The 14,278-nt window shown below is 58.6% G+C and carries 12 protein-coding genes; 4 read left to right on the top strand and 8 right to left on the bottom strand.

Annotated features, from left to right (window positions below):
• Window positions 1-24: 24 nt before the first annotated feature.
• Complete coding sequence (locus tag AC5SEM_RS11890) at window positions 25-1,029, bottom strand: FecR family protein (RefSeq protein WP_331691121.1); 1,005 nt, start codon at window positions 1,027-1,029, stop codon at window positions 25-27.
• 152 nt (window positions 1,030-1,181) lie between these two features.
• Between AC5SEM_RS11890 and AC5SEM_RS11885 the strand changes: the two genes are divergently transcribed.
• Window positions 1,182-1,451, top strand: coding sequence for a PepSY domain-containing protein (locus tag AC5SEM_RS11885; RefSeq protein ID WP_077572729.1), 270 nt, complete (start codon window positions 1,182-1,184; stop codon window positions 1,449-1,451).
• Window positions 1,452-1,516: 65 nt separating this feature from the next.
• Here AC5SEM_RS11885 and AC5SEM_RS11880 read toward each other — a convergent pair whose 3' ends face one another.
• Complete coding sequence (locus tag AC5SEM_RS11880; RefSeq protein ID WP_495473081.1) at window positions 1,517-6,391, bottom strand: dermonecrotic toxin domain-containing protein; 4,875 nt, start codon at window positions 6,389-6,391, stop codon at window positions 1,517-1,519.
• Window positions 6,392-6,622: 231 nt separating this feature from the next.
• Here AC5SEM_RS11880 and AC5SEM_RS11875 point away from each other — a divergent pair, with 231 nt between their 5' ends.
• Window positions 6,623-7,663, top strand: a complete 1,041-nt coding sequence (locus AC5SEM_RS11875) for an Ldh family oxidoreductase (protein WP_495473080.1) — start codon at window positions 6,623-6,625, stop codon at window positions 7,661-7,663.
• Between the two features lie 200 nt (window positions 7,664-7,863).
• Here AC5SEM_RS11875 and AC5SEM_RS11870 read toward each other — a convergent pair whose 3' ends face one another.
• Window positions 7,864-8,181 carry an ElaB/YgaM/YqjD family protein gene (locus AC5SEM_RS11870; RefSeq protein WP_007917413.1) on the bottom strand — a complete coding sequence of 106 codons (318 nt, stop codon included), beginning with the start codon at window positions 8,179-8,181 and terminating at the stop codon, window positions 7,864-7,866.
• Window positions 8,182-8,335: 154 nt separating this feature from the next.
• On the opposite strand from AC5SEM_RS11870, the gene AC5SEM_RS11865 reads away from it, so the two are divergent.
• Window positions 8,336-8,590: a hypothetical protein gene (locus AC5SEM_RS11865; protein WP_007917411.1), complete on the top strand. Its 255-nt coding sequence runs from the start codon at window positions 8,336-8,338 to the stop codon at window positions 8,588-8,590.
• Window positions 8,591-8,594: 4 nt separating this feature from the next.
• Here AC5SEM_RS11865 and AC5SEM_RS11860 read toward each other — a convergent pair whose 3' ends face one another.
• On the bottom strand, window positions 8,595-9,503 hold the full coding sequence (locus AC5SEM_RS11860) for a LysR family transcriptional regulator (protein WP_495473079.1): 909 nt from the start codon (window positions 9,501-9,503) through the stop codon (window positions 8,595-8,597).
• Between the two features lie 84 nt (window positions 9,504-9,587).
• On the opposite strand from AC5SEM_RS11860, the gene AC5SEM_RS11855 reads away from it, so the two are divergent.
• Window positions 9,588-10,511 carry a carbon-nitrogen hydrolase family protein gene (locus AC5SEM_RS11855; protein ID WP_495473078.1) on the top strand — a complete coding sequence of 308 codons (924 nt, stop codon included), beginning with the start codon at window positions 9,588-9,590 and terminating at the stop codon, window positions 10,509-10,511.
• A 135-nt stretch (window positions 10,512-10,646) separates the two neighbouring features.
• Here the strand turns inward: AC5SEM_RS11855 and AC5SEM_RS11850 are convergent, their stop codons facing one another.
• The 4 genes from AC5SEM_RS11850 to AC5SEM_RS11835 all read right to left on the bottom strand — a co-directional run bounded on the left by AC5SEM_RS11850 (window position 10,647) and on the right by AC5SEM_RS11835 (window position 14,277).
• On the bottom strand, window positions 10,647-11,192 hold the full coding sequence (locus AC5SEM_RS11850) for a GNAT family N-acetyltransferase (protein ID WP_095118761.1): 546 nt from the start codon (window positions 11,190-11,192) through the stop codon (window positions 10,647-10,649).
• Between the two features lie 53 nt (window positions 11,193-11,245).
• Entirely contained in the window at window positions 11,246-11,719 is a 474-nt protein-coding gene (locus tag AC5SEM_RS11845; RefSeq protein WP_093432857.1) for an LEA/WHy family protein, read from the bottom strand.
• 65 nt (window positions 11,720-11,784) lie between these two features.
• The gene (locus AC5SEM_RS11840; protein WP_471896454.1) at window positions 11,785-13,251 is read right to left on the bottom strand and encodes a nucleobase:cation symporter-2 family protein; all 1,467 of its coding nucleotides are present in this window, start codon (window positions 13,249-13,251) and stop codon (window positions 11,785-11,787) included.
• A 132-nt stretch (window positions 13,252-13,383) separates the two neighbouring features.
• On the bottom strand, window positions 13,384-14,277 hold the full coding sequence (locus tag AC5SEM_RS11835) for a LysR family transcriptional regulator (RefSeq protein WP_495473077.1): 894 nt from the start codon (window positions 14,275-14,277) through the stop codon (window positions 13,384-13,386).
• Window position 14,278: the final 1 nt, after the last annotated feature.

The following is a 14,278-nucleotide window of genomic DNA, read 5'->3' as shown; positions in this document are numbered from 1 at the left end:
CGCATCCTGCAAAGGGTGCGGCCTTCAGCTTTTTGGCGGCTGTTGCGGTATCGAGTTGATCACCGGGTTACCTTCCTTGTTACGGCTCAGGTAGACCGGCAGCGCCTTGGGCAGGCTGTTGGCGAGGTTGCTCAGCTCTTTGATGTTGTAGATGCCACCCACGCGAATCGAACCGGTGTGAGTATCAGCCAGCTCCAATGGATTGCTCAGATATCGATTGATCAGTGGCAGGGCGTCGCTCAGCGCGAGGTTATCCAGCACCAGTTTGCCGTTGCGCCAGGCCAGTGAACTGTCATCGGCGTAGGTCTGGCTGATCTGCGGCATGTAGTCGCCTTGTTTGTAACGTGCCTGCATCGATGGGCCGAGGCGCAAGCCGTCGCCTGGTAATGAACGATTGCTGGTGACCAGCACTGAACCTTCGATCAGGTTCACGCGCACCTGGTCCTGATACATCCAGACATTGAAACGCGTCCCCGTGACGCGAATCCTGCCTTCGCCTGCGCGAACGACAAACGGGTGGGCCATGTCATGGCTGACCGTAAAGAACGCTTCACCTTTTTTCAGGGTGACGCGGCGTTCGTCCTTGTAATTGCTGAAGGTCAGATCGGTGTTCAGGTTCAATTCGAGCTGGCTGCCATCACTCAAGGTAACCTGCCGGACATTATCGGTGGCAGCGAAATGCTGGTAGCTGTTCGGCAACCAGCCCAGATTCCAGCCGGTATAAGCCGCCAGCGGCAGTGCGAGTGCAAAGACACCTGCGGCTACAGCGAACTGGCGCCACGAGCGCGAAGAAGTTGGCCGCGGTGTCACGACCGAGGGCGATTCGGGGCGCGGCAGGTGTTCGGCCACGTCCCAGATTTCCAGCATGGCTTCATACTCGAACGCGTGCAGTGGATGAGCGTCGTGCCATTGCTTGAACGCGCGACGCTCTTCTTCCGTGCAGTCGGCGGCGTGCACACGCATGCACCAATGCGCAGCGGCATCGGTGATCGCATCGTATTCGGCTTCCGAAAGGGTGTCTTGGGTCATTGACTCGTCCTGATTTCGCACATTCTAACCTTGTCGGGAAGTTACCGAGAACATCCGTCATGGCATTTGCCCATCAAAGTGGAACTTATTTTTCGCTCAGGCACCCAAAAAGCAGGACGCCAATGACCACTATCCACAAATGGAGTGAAAAAATGATCAAAAAGACATTCGCAGCCTTGATCGCTACTGCCGGTTTGCTGAGTGCAGGCGCCGCGCTGGCTGACCGGCCGGGCGCAGGCTGGATTACCATCGAAAAAGCCATCGAGATCGTCAAAACCAAGGCCGGTTACGTCGAGGTCTATGAGATCGAGGCCGACAACGACGGCTACTGGAAGGGCGAAGGGCGCAAGGCTGATGGTGTTGTCTACGAGTTCCGTATCGACGGGGCGTCGGGCAATGTATTGCGGGATCAGAAGGATTAACCAACCCGAATGCTGCTTGTGAAAATGCGCCGGCTTCCAGCCGGCGTATTTTTTTGTTGCAGTCGTCAAGGCAAAGCCGATAAGGATCCTGTCTGGCTTGAAGTTGGCGCCGGTAAAGGTATGGGGGCCGGAAGCGGGTCCAGCTCCCGGCCCATTTCGCTGATGAGCAACGCGATCGAGTCAGCGTTGGCCAACATTACTTCAACGCGGGCTTCATCAGAGACCGCACTACGAAAGGCGTTACGTGCATCCGCAAGATTTTTGGATTTTGTCAGACTGAGAATTTTTTTGTACTCATTGGCGCGCTCCGGCAACTGATCCATATCCACCCACACCCCATTCGTACTCCTCTCTGCGAACAACTGCGAAAGTGGGGTGGAACGGGACAAGGACTTACGCAGACGATCAATATCAGTCTTGAGAAGTAGCCCGTTCGCGGTCGATGTATCGATAAGTTGGGGAAATGGCCCCATCGCCTCGAGGGAGGCGAAGTCTTCGCTGTCGCAGACTAAATGCGACAGTTCATGGATCAGCGTGACCGCGCGAGCATGAGAGTCAACATTGAACCTGGGCGGCAGAAAAGCGGTGTAGGCATGCAGCCCCGGATTAAAAAACAGTTCGGTGAAGTGGACGACCTTTCGCCTGTCTTCCTTGAAAACAAATGCAACCGTATCGTCGCCATACCGCGCATTCAGACCCGCGAAAAAGCGTTCCGTATAAAGCAAGTCATCTTTTGGATCAGTCAACTCACGGCAAAGGGGGATGATCACCTGTTCGAATCTTCTGAGTAGCCTGGGTGTGATTTGCGATACTTCGAAAAAATCTTTGAGTATTGTTTCAACCCGGGTGCCGCCCAGATTGTCGCGATGTATGACGAAGTTGTGCAGGCAATTCAGCGCATAGTTTCTCGCCCGACCGACAGCTTGCTCGATCACGAAGGCTCTGGCGGGATAGCGACGGTTGATTTGTGCCATCCCTTTAGCCTGGATATACATCATTATCGAGCGGCTGCGCTCGACGTCGGTTTGCACGCGGCTGCGCTGCTTTGACCGGCAACGACGAGTCGACTTGTCGGCGCCGGCAACCACAAGTCTTGAGTTCTTCTGTTCAAGCGCCGGCCCTTGGCCCCCGCCTTTTATTTGCAGATACCAGGTTTTTTCAGACTGGATCACCGGGTAGACCTTGCCGGCAATCGCCGCGTATTTTTGTGCCGTCGACGAATTCCCATAAACAAGTTTATTGCCCTCAAGCTTGAGCTTCTCGAGAGCGGTGGTGGTTTCAAAGCGTTGCAGATCAATGCGAGAGGCCGTAACGGGGGCGACTTTTGCCCAGCGAGCGGCGGCTTTTACCGTTGTGATCCCGGCGCTTTCGGCAGCCGTTGATCCAGGCGTCTGTGCTTCAGAGGCAAATTCGGCTGTTTCCTCTCCCACTTCTGTTTCCCAGGATAAACGGCCCAGACTGAACAGGGAGATCGCGCCTGCGATGAAGCTTTTCACGGCGTTCGCCCAATGATGATCCTGAAAGGCTTCGGCAGACGCTTTGAAGTCTTTGTAACTCGTCCAGAGGAAAAACAAAGAGGCGAGTTTCCCCGGCAACAGGTGCGGAACCAGACGCACACCGTGGCTGAATAGAAACTTCGCCGCTTCCCAGTCGGCTTGCGCATTGATCAGCGGCTGGCAACCGAGCAACTGCGGCAACAGGCTGAGCGTGTCCTTGTGCAATCGCTCCAGCAGATTGCCGTTAATGGCAGTGCTTTGCAGCTTGATTTCAGTAGGTTTGCCGATCGTTGTTTTCAAGAGATTCTTGAAGCCTGCCTGTTGCCCTGAGGGCAAGCGTCGAATGAGCAAATCCTGCAAATGCCCGGGTGTATTCAACGCATCAATCAACTGCGTTTCATTCTCGAATTCGCGAAAAACGTATTTGGAGTAGGGCGCGTAGAGCACCCGTGGGCCGGTTTGTCCCGCCCCCGGCCCGATCACATAAAGTCCGAGAGCGTCGACAACAGCGGCGCCCATGGTCTTGTTCAATGACAGCGGACAAACAATGGCGTGAGCGTCTTTTACCGTGGCACGCGCCACTCCGTCCGGCATGTCCAGAACCTGGCAAATGTAGTCGTAGCCGTTTTCCGACAGCTGTTGCTGCAACTTCAACGAGTGCGCGTGCTGCATCAACTGCCAGGGCAGCTGACGTAAAAAACGTGTTTTGCTGAGGCGTGCCGAGTCACTGTCAGCTGACAGCGCTTCGGCCACTTTCTGCGTGTAGGTGGTGGTGATATCGAGCGATTGCAGCAATTGCTGCACGGCAGATTGATTGAGGTTCTTCGGTAACGCGGTGGCTGTGTTCGAGGCAACCTTGAAACTGGTGCCCTGCACGATGTTGTAATGATGCAAGGCAAAATCGAGCAAATTGCAGGCAGGCCCTGCCAGTGTCAGATTCGGGGTGATCTGGATATCCTGTGGCTTGAGTCCATTGTTCGGGAATCTGGCGTCGAGCAGGGTCTGCAGCGTCTCCTTGACATGGGTGGTTAACGCAGGGATGCCTTCGAGAAAATCCTTGCCATCGATAAAGCTGCGCCGCAGTTCATCCAGCAGGGCGAGTTGCGTGCGTTGTTCGGTGACCGGGGCCATGCGCAACCAGTCTGGATAGTCGAGCCGACTGACGACGGCCCGCGCGAGTTCAATGGCCCGGCGCAAGTTGGTATCGATGACGGTGTTTTTCATCTGGCTCAGGAAGTTTGCGAGTGTGTCCTGGTCCTTGATGCAAACGCGTAACACCTGACAATGGTCGAGGAAATGTTCAATGGCCGATTGCATGCGATCGTTCAACACATTGCCTTCAATCAGTTGGAAGGTGCCGAGGGTGTATTGCTGATCGAGTTGGCGTTGCTGCGATGGCAGGTTTTCCAGCAGCGTCTGATTCTGGTTGTTGTCGTCGAGCCGTCGTTGCATTTGCTTTTGCGCAATGGCGATGTCGTCGAACGATTCCAGGCCCATGGCTGGGGTCCAGAGGATGGCGCGCCCGGAATGCTCGACATCCATGCCTCCGCGTTCGGTCAGGAGTACGCAGTGGGCAAGCGACATCACCTCACTTTGGCCGGCGCGGGTAAGGGTGAGCGACCATGCATCCGGCCGGAAGCCGTTGAGGGACTGGCGATCCATGCGTGTTGCGTGTTTTGCGTCGAACACGGCTTCGACTATTTTTCGCTCGGCCGTCAGCCAGGAACCGCTGAGGTTTCTCATCTGTGCCTCACCACGCACTCCGTCCTCGAAAGCCTGCGCCAGTTTCCATCGAATACCTTCGAGAAAGGCGCGTTGTTCAGCGCTGCTCGTGGTCGGCTGGTCTTTGAAGTGGCTGGTGAGATTCTCCAGGGTGCGTTCCAGCTTTGTCGCCAATTGCCCAGCCTTGTCGGCCTGCACGAGCGAGGACGGTGGAGCGCTGGAAAACAACGGGCGGGTGCTCCAACGCTCGTTGACGTCGAGCTTGAGCAAGCGCTCGTGAATCATCGAGCGAATATCCAGCGCCTTGTCGAAAAGCGCATGGATGTCAGTTGTGCGTTCGCTTTGGCGAAACAGCTGCAAGGCGTATTCAACGTTTTGGCGTTGTTTGGTGAGGATTGCCTCAAACAGCGTCGTAATGATCTCGCCGCCCATGTTTTCGCCGGCCACCTGGGCGTTGGCAAAACCAAGATAGCGATTGCGTTCCTCCAGACTCATGAGGCCGTATAGCTCGTCCTCATGTCCGGCGGCATTGAGTTTGGCGGTCAAAGTCTGTCTCAGATCGGCGTAGTTGGTGAGGACCTGAAAGCCTTGAGTGGGGGTGTAGAGATAGGCCTTGTCATGGTTGATCATCAGCGAACCGGCCAACTCGACATAAGCGGTCTCCTCGCGCAAGCACACGGTTTCGAAGGTGGGTCGCTGGAAAGCGACATTCGGTTCCCGAATCAAGCAGTGCAATGCGTCGAACTCAGCGGCGGAGAGGATTTGCGTTTCGCGCTTGATCATCAAATCCGCACGCACCTGATCCTGCAGTGTCTGGCTGAAGAATGCGCGTCTGGGCGACCCCTCGAATGAGGCGGCGTTCCAGTAGGCCTCGAGCTGGCGAAACAACAGCATGGTCAGATTACCCGACGCGGACTTGATCGCTTCCGCCCACGCGATCTGGTCAGCATCCCGGCTTGCGCGGGCGGGATGGGAAAACTCAGCGATCTGACCACGCGGCCAGCCTTGACGGCGGAAGTACAGCAATAGCGCTTCACTCAGCGACAGCGAATCGACCCATTGCCTGACATCGCCGGAGAGTGGGGCGGTGTCGGCAAAAAAACTGACCCGGGTGCGCGACTGCTGCAAACCGGCAAAGTGAGGTTCGAGCAGTTCATCAAGAATCTTTTCCAGCAGGGTGGTCAGCGAAGGCAGGCGTTTGAGTTCATCCAGCAGGTCGCGCGCGCAGGCGTCCTGAGATTGGCTGATGGCGGCTCTTTGATCGTCAAGCACATCGCCTTCGATCGTTTCACGGGTCAGGGTAAAGCTGCGTTTCTCCACCAATTCCTTGCGCAGCGACACGGTGAGAAAGGCGAACAGATCATCCTTTTCGTCAGCGTTGTCGAGGCGCGTTTGCAAGGCCTCGGTCAGCGCCTTGTGATCGCCGTATTTTTTCAGGCCATCGTAGGGGGTGTAGAGAAACACACCGTTGTCATCCGGCCCGGCGCTGAGAATAAAGCTGCCGGCCAGCGGCACAGCCAATTGCTTGTCGGCGTTTAACAGAATGCGTTCGGCCAGCATGGGCGGAGTTTGTTCGCTGCGCAGCGCATGGGTTGCCAGTTGCACATTGGCGAGCCAAGGGAAATCTTTGCTGTTCAGGCCGTGGGTCAGACGTAAGTCGTCATGCAGACCCGGGAATTTGAGTATTTCGGGGAATAGTAAAGGTGCAGTGGGACTAGACATCATCGAGCTCTGAATGCAGGCGCCTTGGGCGGGAGGCTCAAGAATAGGTGCGCAGTTCAGCGCACAGGCGGTACATAGTTACCGCACACGCCCGGTCGAAATGTGCAGGGAAGGGCGTCAGTCACTCCTGAATGATCGAAGGGTTGACAGCCGGCAGCTCCGCCATGGTTAATCGATAGGCAAGTCGTCCGTACGCTGTTGTTCCCTCCAATAATCATTCTGGAGCTTCAGATGTCTGCGCCACACGATCATGTGTCTTCCGCTGTCTCGTCTTCGTTGTCTCTCGACGCGCTGACGCAACTGCTTGAAACGATTTTTCTGCGCCACGGCACCTCTGTCGAAGTCGCGCGAGTACTGGCCGCCAACTGCGCCGGGGCCGAACGCGATGGTGCCCACAGCCACGGTGTGTTCCGCATTCCCGGCTATGTCTCGACGCTGGCCAGCGGCTGGGTCAACGGACAGGCGGTGCCGCACGTCGAAGATGTCGCCTCGGGATTTGTCCGTGTCGATGCCGGTAACGGTTTCGCGCAACCGGCACTCGCCGCCGCTCGGCCGTTGTTGGTGGAGAAGGCGCGCAACGCCGGGATTGCCGTGTTGGCGATTCGTAACTCGCATCACTTCGCCGCACTGTGGCCGGACGTCGAGCCGTTCGCCGATGAAGGTCTGGTGGCGCTCAGTGTGGTCAACAGCATGACCTGCGTGGTGCCCCACGGCGCCGACCGGCCGCTGTTCGGCACCAACCCGATTGCGTTCGCCGCACCACGGGCCGGTGCTGCGCCGATTGTCTTCGACCTGGCCACCAGCGCGATCGCCCATGGCGACGTGCAGATCGCTGCGCGCAAAGGTGAGCGGTTGCCGGCCGGGATGGGCGTGGACAGCCTCGGTCAGCCGACTCAGGATCCCAAGGCGATTCTTGAAGGCGGGGCGTTGCTGCCGTTCGGTGGCCATAAAGGTTCGGCACTGTCGATGATGGTCGAGCTGTTGGCGGCAGCATTGACGGGAGGCAATTTTTCCTTCGAATTCGATTGGTCCAATCATCCCGGTGCGAAAACGCCGTGGACCGGGCAGTTGCTGATCGTCATCGATCCGAGCAAAGCCGCCGGGCAGAGTTTTGCCGAGCGCAGTGGCGAGCTGGTGCGGCAGATGCATGGCGTCGGACTCAAGCGTTTGCCGGGGGATCGTCGGCATTGGCAGCGCAGTAAATCGTTGGCTGAGGGTATTGTGCTGGAGGCGCAGACGTTGGCGCAGTTGCGTGAGTTGGCGGGGGTGTGAGCAAAGAGCAAAGGCCCCTCACCCTAACCCTCTCCCGGAGGGAGAGGGGACTGACCGAGGTGAATGGGAGATGTGCGCCGGCGTGAGAGATCGAGCTGAGCTCGGGTTTTGAAAGCCCAGAACTGGTTCAAAACCGGCAAAAACATGCAGGCATAAAAAAGGCGAACCCAAGGGGTTCGCCTTTTTTGTGTGCGTTTGACTCAGCGACGGCCGAGCAGTAAACCGACCACCAGACCGAAACCGGCGGAGATCGCCACGGTCTGCCACGGGTGGCCGCCGATATAGCTTTCGGTGGCATCGACTGCCGGTTTGGTGCGGTCACGTACGCTCGAGACCGAATCCAGCGCCTGCTGCAGTTTCAGGGCGATCTGTCCGCGCAGCGTTTCCGCTTCTTCGCCGACCAGTGAGGCGCTGCTCTTGAGCAGTTTGTCGGACTCTTGAATCAGAGCCTGAAGTTCGCTGAAGGCCTGATCCTTGATTTGATCTTCGGCGGCTTGCACGGCGGATTTGCGGGCCATTGGGTGACTCCTTGCAGTTGAATGGACAGTGATCAATGGAGTGTGGCGCTTGCTGAAAAGTTGCACTGAATTTAGGTCAGAAAGAAAAACCTGCGCGGGAGATTTCCGTCGAGCGTGTAAGATGTCGCCATTTTACGCAGCAGGATAATTCCCCATGAGTTTCAATCTGGCCGACAAATCCCTCGCAGAGCGCGCTGCGCTGGAAGACGAGAAATCCCGTCTGTTCGAACTCTGGCAGAACAATCTGGGCAAAGCCAAAGGCGAAGCCGCGCGTTTGTTCGGTGAGCGCGGCAAGCGCAAAGGCAAATGGGCCGAGTGGGTCCGCGCGGAACTGGACGGCATGTCGCCGCCAGAGTTCGCCAACATGGTGCGCAGTGAAGTCAATCGCCTGATGGCCGCCAACAAGTAAAGTCTCAGGTGAACGTTGCGGCAATCGCCTCGCGCACTTTGACCACCAGCGGATCGATCTGCGTGCTGGTGCGCCAGCCCAGTTCGATCGGATAGCGCGGCAACTTCAGCGGGCAGGGCAGTAGCGCCAGACCGCTGAGTGCTGCGATGCTTTCGGCGGCATGCGCCGGAATCGTCGCCACCGCCCGGCTGCCCTTGAGCAGATACGGCAACGCGGCGAAATGCGTAGTCGAGGCGCACACCCGTCGACTCAGGCCCAGCGCCGCCAAACCCTCATCGGTAATCCCGATAAAACCGCCGGACGACACCAGAATGTGCTCGCGGGCGACGAACTCGTCGAGGTCGATGTGCTGCTGAGCGGGCGCAAGGCTTGCTGGATCGACCAGACACGCATATCCACCTTCGCCCAACACCTGACGGCTGAGCAAACGCTCGGCAAAGCCACCGGCAGTGATTGCCAGGTCGATGCTGCGCTCCATCAGCGCGCGGGCGACGATCTGGCTGTGGGTCTGTCGGAAAATCAAGCGCAGCTTGGGTGCACTACGGGCAATTTCCTCGATCAGGCGGCGACCGTAGGCAATCTCGAAGTCATCCGACAGCCCCACCGTGACCGAACGGCCCTCGTATTGGTTGGCCGCCGGGTCGACCATCGCCAGGCTCTGCCGGCATTTGTTCAGCGCTTCGCTGACCACCGGTTTCAATTGATTGGCCTGGAGCGTCGGCGCCAGTCCGCGTCCGGTGCGCACGAACAACTGATCGCCGTAGACCTCGCGCAACCGGCGCAACGCCGCACTGACCGCCGATTGCGTGACGCCCAGACGCAACGCCGCGCGGCTGGCGCTGGATTCTTCATGCAGGGCTTCAAAGACTTTCAGCAGGTTGAGGTCGACGGTGGCGATATTCATTTGGCTCATATCATTCAGCAGCGAGCGGGGCTTTATTCATGATCGCGTGACGCCGCAGAATCGGCAACCACTGAACCTGATGGAGTTACCGCGATGGCCAAATCAATCGTTGCTGCGCTGCAGATCGGCGCCTTGCCCGAAGGCAAAGACGCGACCCTGGAGCAGATTCTCAGTTGGGAAGGCGCGATCATTGAATCCGGCGCGGCATTGGTGGTGATGCCCGAAGCGCTGCTGGGCGGCTATCCGAAAGGTGAAAGTTTCGGCACGCAACTGGGTTATCGCTTGCCAGAAGGGCGCGAAGCCTATGCCCGATACTTCGCCAACGCGATCGATGTGCCTGGCGCTGAAACGGAAGCGCTGGCGGGAATGTCGGCACGAACCGGCGCCAATTTGGTGATCGGTGTGATCGAACGCTCCGGCAGCACGCTGTATTGCACCGCGCTGTATTTCGACCCGCAGGCCGGCCTCATCGGCAAACACCGCAAACTGATGCCCACTGGCACCGAACGGTTGATCTGGGGCAAGGGTGATGGCTCGACGTTGCCGGTGTTCGACACACAGGTCGGCAAGCTTGGCGCGGTGGTGTGCTGGGAAAACATGATGCCGCTGCTGCGCACGGCGATGTATGCCAAAGGCATTGAAGTCTGGTGCGCGCCGACCGTCGATGAGCGCGAGATGTGGCAGGTCAGCATGCGTCATATCGCCCATGAAGGCCGCTGCTTTGTGGTCAGTGCCTGTCAGGTGCAGGCTTCGCCTCAGGCATTGGGCGTTGAAATCGCCAATTGGCCGGCGGAGCGTCCGTTGATTGCTGGCGGCAGCGTGATTGTCGGGCCGATGGGTGATGTGTTGGCAGGGCCGTTGCGTGGGGAGGCGGGGTTGCTGACGGCTGAAATCGACACCGATGAACTGGTCCGCGCGCGGTATGACTACGATGTGGTCGGCCACTATGCGCGGCCGGATGTGTTTGAGTTGTCGGTCGATGAACGCGCCAAACCCGGGGTGCGTTTCAACACATAGGGTACTGCCTGACACCGAACCTGTAGGAGTGAGCCTGCTCGCGATAGCGGTCTGCCAGACACCATAATCGTTAACTGACAGATTGCTATCGCGAGCAGGCTCACTCCTACAATGGATCGGTGGTGTGTCTGGAAATCAGTGCCGTTGCTGCCATTCTTCACGGGTGATTTCCCAAAGCTCCCGCGGGAAACGCCCACCGACGAAATCGCCTTCATCTGTCCGGATCAAGCGCATCCCCGCACGCTCCGAGAGTTTGCGCGAGCCTAGATTCGGCGCCGCTTTCGGCACGCGCATCACTGGGCGTTGCAGAACGTTGAACCAGTAATCGGTCACCACCGCGCAGGCTTCCGTCATCAACCCCTGACCTTGCCACGCCGGCGCCAGCCAGAAGCCGCGGTGGTTGTCCGCCTGATCCATCAGGCTGATCTTGCCGATCAACAGTTCCGGTGCAGATTTCAGGCGAATCGTCCACGGCCATTCCTTGCCCGCCGCAACCGCCGGCAAGACAATGTCGCGTAGGTAGGCGAAGGCACCGTCCTCCGGATACGGCCATGGCACTGCCGCGTTCAGATAACGCACCACGTCCCAATGCGGAAACTCGCGCTGCACCGCTTCGGCATCGGCCAGTTGCAATGGGCGCAGGATCAGTCGTTCGGTGTACAGCGTCGGTATGTCTTCCATAAACCTGCAGCCTCCCTGAATGTCTTTAATGAACGAAGCAGGCTAACGCATTTTTACCAAGTCGCGGCAGTGGCCTTGGGCAGACTGAGCTTGCCGCTGTCGACAAAGCGCATGGTGCCAAACAGACCGCCGGCAAGCTTGCCGCGCAGCACATAGGGCAGGTTATCGAGGGTTTGCGTCTGACTCAGGCCCAGCGTCTGGCGTAATACCGAAAACGCCGAGATGCTGACCGGTACGCTGACGATGGTTTCGGAAAACCGTGGGATCGAGCCGCTCTGATCGCTGACACCCGAGGCCAGTGAATGGCCGTTGACCTCAAGGTCCAGGGCGATGCCGTTGTAGTCGATGGCCGTCTCATTGGGGTTCTGCACGCGAATCTTGATGGCGAAACGCACTTCCAGATCCTGACTCGGCAACGGCTCGAGGCCGACCACGTTGATGTTCACCGGATCACGGTTGGGAAACAGCGCGCAGGCGCTGAGGGACAGCAGGAGCAGTGACAGAATGACGGCTTGGAAGCGGCGCATAAACGGTCTCTCAACAAAAAAGGGCTGAACCGTCACCGGCTCAGCCCTTTTTCAAAGGCCAGACGTTAGCGGTTCAACTGTGCGACAGCCGCCGCTGGGGCAGGTTCACCTTTGGCCGGCATGTCCGGGTTTTCCATGACCTGAAGAATTGAAGCTTCCGGATCGAAATCGTCTTCTTCCAGTTCGATGAACTCTTCCGGCAGGAAGATGTTCAGCACGATAGCGCACAACGCACCGACGGTGATCGGCGATTCGAAGATGTTGCGCAGCGCTTGCGGCAACTCGCGCAGGACTTCCGGCACAGCCGCGATGCCCAGGCCCATGCCCAGCGAAATCGCCACGATGAGCATGTTGCGTCGGTGCAGGCCGGCTTCGGCGAGGATCTTGATCCCGGCCACCGCGACGGTGCCGAACATCACCAGTTCAGCACCGCCCAGCACCGGTTTCGGCATCAGTTGCAGTACCGCGCCAATCATCGGGAACAGCCCCAGCAGCACCAGCAAGCCGGCGATGAAGAAGGCTACGTAACGGCTGGCCACGCCGGTCAGCTGAATCACGCCGTTGTTCTGCGCGAAGGTCACCATCGGCATGCTGTTGAACACCGCCGCCATGGCCGAGTTGAGGCCGTCGGCGAGCAGGCCGGATTTGATCCGGCGAATGTACAGCGGGCCTTTGACCGGTTGCCGGGAGATCATCGAGTTGGCGGTCAGATCACCCGCAGCTTCCAGTGGCGACACGAGGAAAATCACCGCGACCGGTACGAACGCCACCCAGTCGAAGTTGAAACCGTACTTGAACGGCACCGGCACGCTGACCAGCGGCACCTCAGGCATCGAGGCGAAATCCACGGTGCCCATCAGCCACGCGACCACATAGCCCAAAGTCAGGCCGATAACGATTGCGCCCAGACGCAGAAACGGCACGTCGACGCGGTTCAACACGACGATGGTGCCGATCACCAGCGCTGCCAGAAAGATATGGCTGGATGCGCCCAAGTCCGGCGCGCCGAAACCACCGGCAATGTCGGTCATCGCCACTTTGATCAGCGACAGGCCCATCAGCGTGATGATAGTGCCGGTCACTACCGGGGTGATCAGCATGCGCAGTTTGCCGATGAACTGGCTCAGCACCACTTCGATGAAGGCGGCGAAAAAGCACACGCCGAAGATCGTCGAGAGAATTTCATCGGTGCCGCCACCGCGCGCCTTGACCATGAAGCCGGCGCTGAGAATCACGCTGATAAAGGAAAAACTGGTGCCTTGCAGGCACAACAATCCCGAACCGACCGGGCCGAAACGCTTGGCCTGGACGAAGGTGCCGAGGCCGGAGACGAACAGCGCCATGCTGATCAGGTAAGGGATTTCACTGTGCAGACCGAGGGCGCCGCCCATGATCAGGGTCGGGGTGATGATGCCGACGAAGCTTGCCAGCACGTGTTGTAGCGCGGCAAAGACGGTGGCAGTCAGGTGTGGGCGGTCGTTGAGGCCGTAGATCAGATCGTTGTTGCGCGGGGCTTTTTCAGAGGCGGTCATGGTGTTTTGCGCGCCGCGAGGCGGGGCCGGGTCAGAAAATGGAGGCGCAGGATGCCGGAAGAGGGCGGCGAGGGCAACGAGCAATAACTGCCTGAAAGGTCAGGTTTTTCGGGTGTTGCCCGCTAAATCGATTCATGCAAATGCGCGGAGCAGATCTTCTTCAAACGCCTTTTGCGCATCCCCCGGCACCTGCGCCCGATGCCGGGCCAGATGAAACGCCACCTCGAAACTCAACTCGCCCTCACGAATTGGCCGCAGCAGGCCCTTTTCCTGCCAGCTCCGCGCATAGTGATCCGGCAGATAACCCACATGTTTGCCGGACAGAATAAACGTCAGCGTACCCTCAACCTGCTCCGACCGCGCCGAGCAGACCTTGCCCTGAAACGGCTCGTCACTGCGAAAAAAACGATAGGGGTGATCGACCCGGTCGCAGGCCTGCAAGGCGGCATCGCTGGGCTTCTCATCGGTAAACAAGGGATGGCCGGCAGCGCAGTACAGATGCTGGGTTTCGCTGAATAACTGCTGATAGTCGAAGGCACTTTGCACTTGCGAGAAATAACCGATGGCCAGATCCAGCCGCTGTTGCAGCAGCAGGCGCTCCATCTCGCCGGGCATGGCGCTGATCAGCTCGATGCGCACCGACTCATCGCGCTCGCGAAAACGCCGGATCGCCTCAGCCACCCGTTGCAATACCGATTGATCGACCGACTCGGAAATCCCCAGACGCACTTCACCGATCAAACGCCCGGCGACGCCGTTGGATTGATGGCGGAAGGTTTCGATCGATTCAAACAACGTGCGCACCGCGATCAGCAACTGCTCGCCCTTGGGCGTAACGCTGAAGCCACCCTTACCACGGCTGCACAAACGGTAACCGAGGCGGGTTTCCAGTTTGGCCATTTGCTGGCTGATGCTCGACTGGCTCAGGCCCAGATCACCTTGGGCAGCGCTGAAGCCACCGCACTCGACCACCCGCACAAACAGGCGCAACAGCTGCAAATCGACGTCGTGCAGTTGACCCAACATC

Source organism: Pseudomonas sp. CH61 (assembly GCF_059429415.1).
This window is presented reverse-complemented; position numbering and strand designations above follow the sequence as displayed.

Excerpts from the sequence above, each read along its gene's own strand:
- AC5SEM_RS11890 (WP_331691121.1), bottom strand. The coding sequence starts at position 1,029 with ATGACCCAAGACACCCTTTCGGAAGCCGAATACGATGCGATCACCGAT.
- AC5SEM_RS11885 (WP_077572729.1), top strand. The coding sequence starts at position 1,182 with ATGATCAAAAAGACATTCGCAGCCTTGATCGCTACTGCCGGTTTGCTG.
- AC5SEM_RS11880 (WP_495473081.1), bottom strand. The coding sequence starts at position 6,391 with ATGTCTAGTCCCACTGCACCTTTACTATTCCCCGAAATACTCAAATTC.
- AC5SEM_RS11875 (WP_495473080.1), top strand. The coding sequence starts at position 6,623 with ATGTCTGCGCCACACGATCATGTGTCTTCCGCTGTCTCGTCTTCGTTG.
- AC5SEM_RS11870 (WP_007917413.1), bottom strand. The coding sequence starts at position 8,181 with ATGGCCCGCAAATCCGCCGTGCAAGCCGCCGAAGATCAAATCAAGGAT.
- AC5SEM_RS11865 (WP_007917411.1), top strand. The coding sequence starts at position 8,336 with ATGAGTTTCAATCTGGCCGACAAATCCCTCGCAGAGCGCGCTGCGCTG.
- AC5SEM_RS11860 (WP_495473079.1), bottom strand. The coding sequence starts at position 9,503 with ATGAGCCAAATGAATATCGCCACCGTCGACCTCAACCTGCTGAAAGTC.
- AC5SEM_RS11855 (WP_495473078.1), top strand. The coding sequence starts at position 9,588 with ATGGCCAAATCAATCGTTGCTGCGCTGCAGATCGGCGCCTTGCCCGAA.
- AC5SEM_RS11850 (WP_095118761.1), bottom strand. The coding sequence starts at position 11,192 with ATGGAAGACATACCGACGCTGTACACCGAACGACTGATCCTGCGCCCA.
- AC5SEM_RS11845 (WP_093432857.1), bottom strand. The coding sequence starts at position 11,719 with ATGCGCCGCTTCCAAGCCGTCATTCTGTCACTGCTCCTGCTGTCCCTC.
- AC5SEM_RS11840 (WP_471896454.1), bottom strand. The coding sequence starts at position 13,251 with ATGACCGCCTCTGAAAAAGCCCCGCGCAACAACGATCTGATCTACGGC.
- AC5SEM_RS11835 (WP_495473077.1), bottom strand. The coding sequence starts at position 14,277 with ATGTTGGGTCAACTGCACGACGTCGATTTGCAGCTGTTGCGCCTGTTT.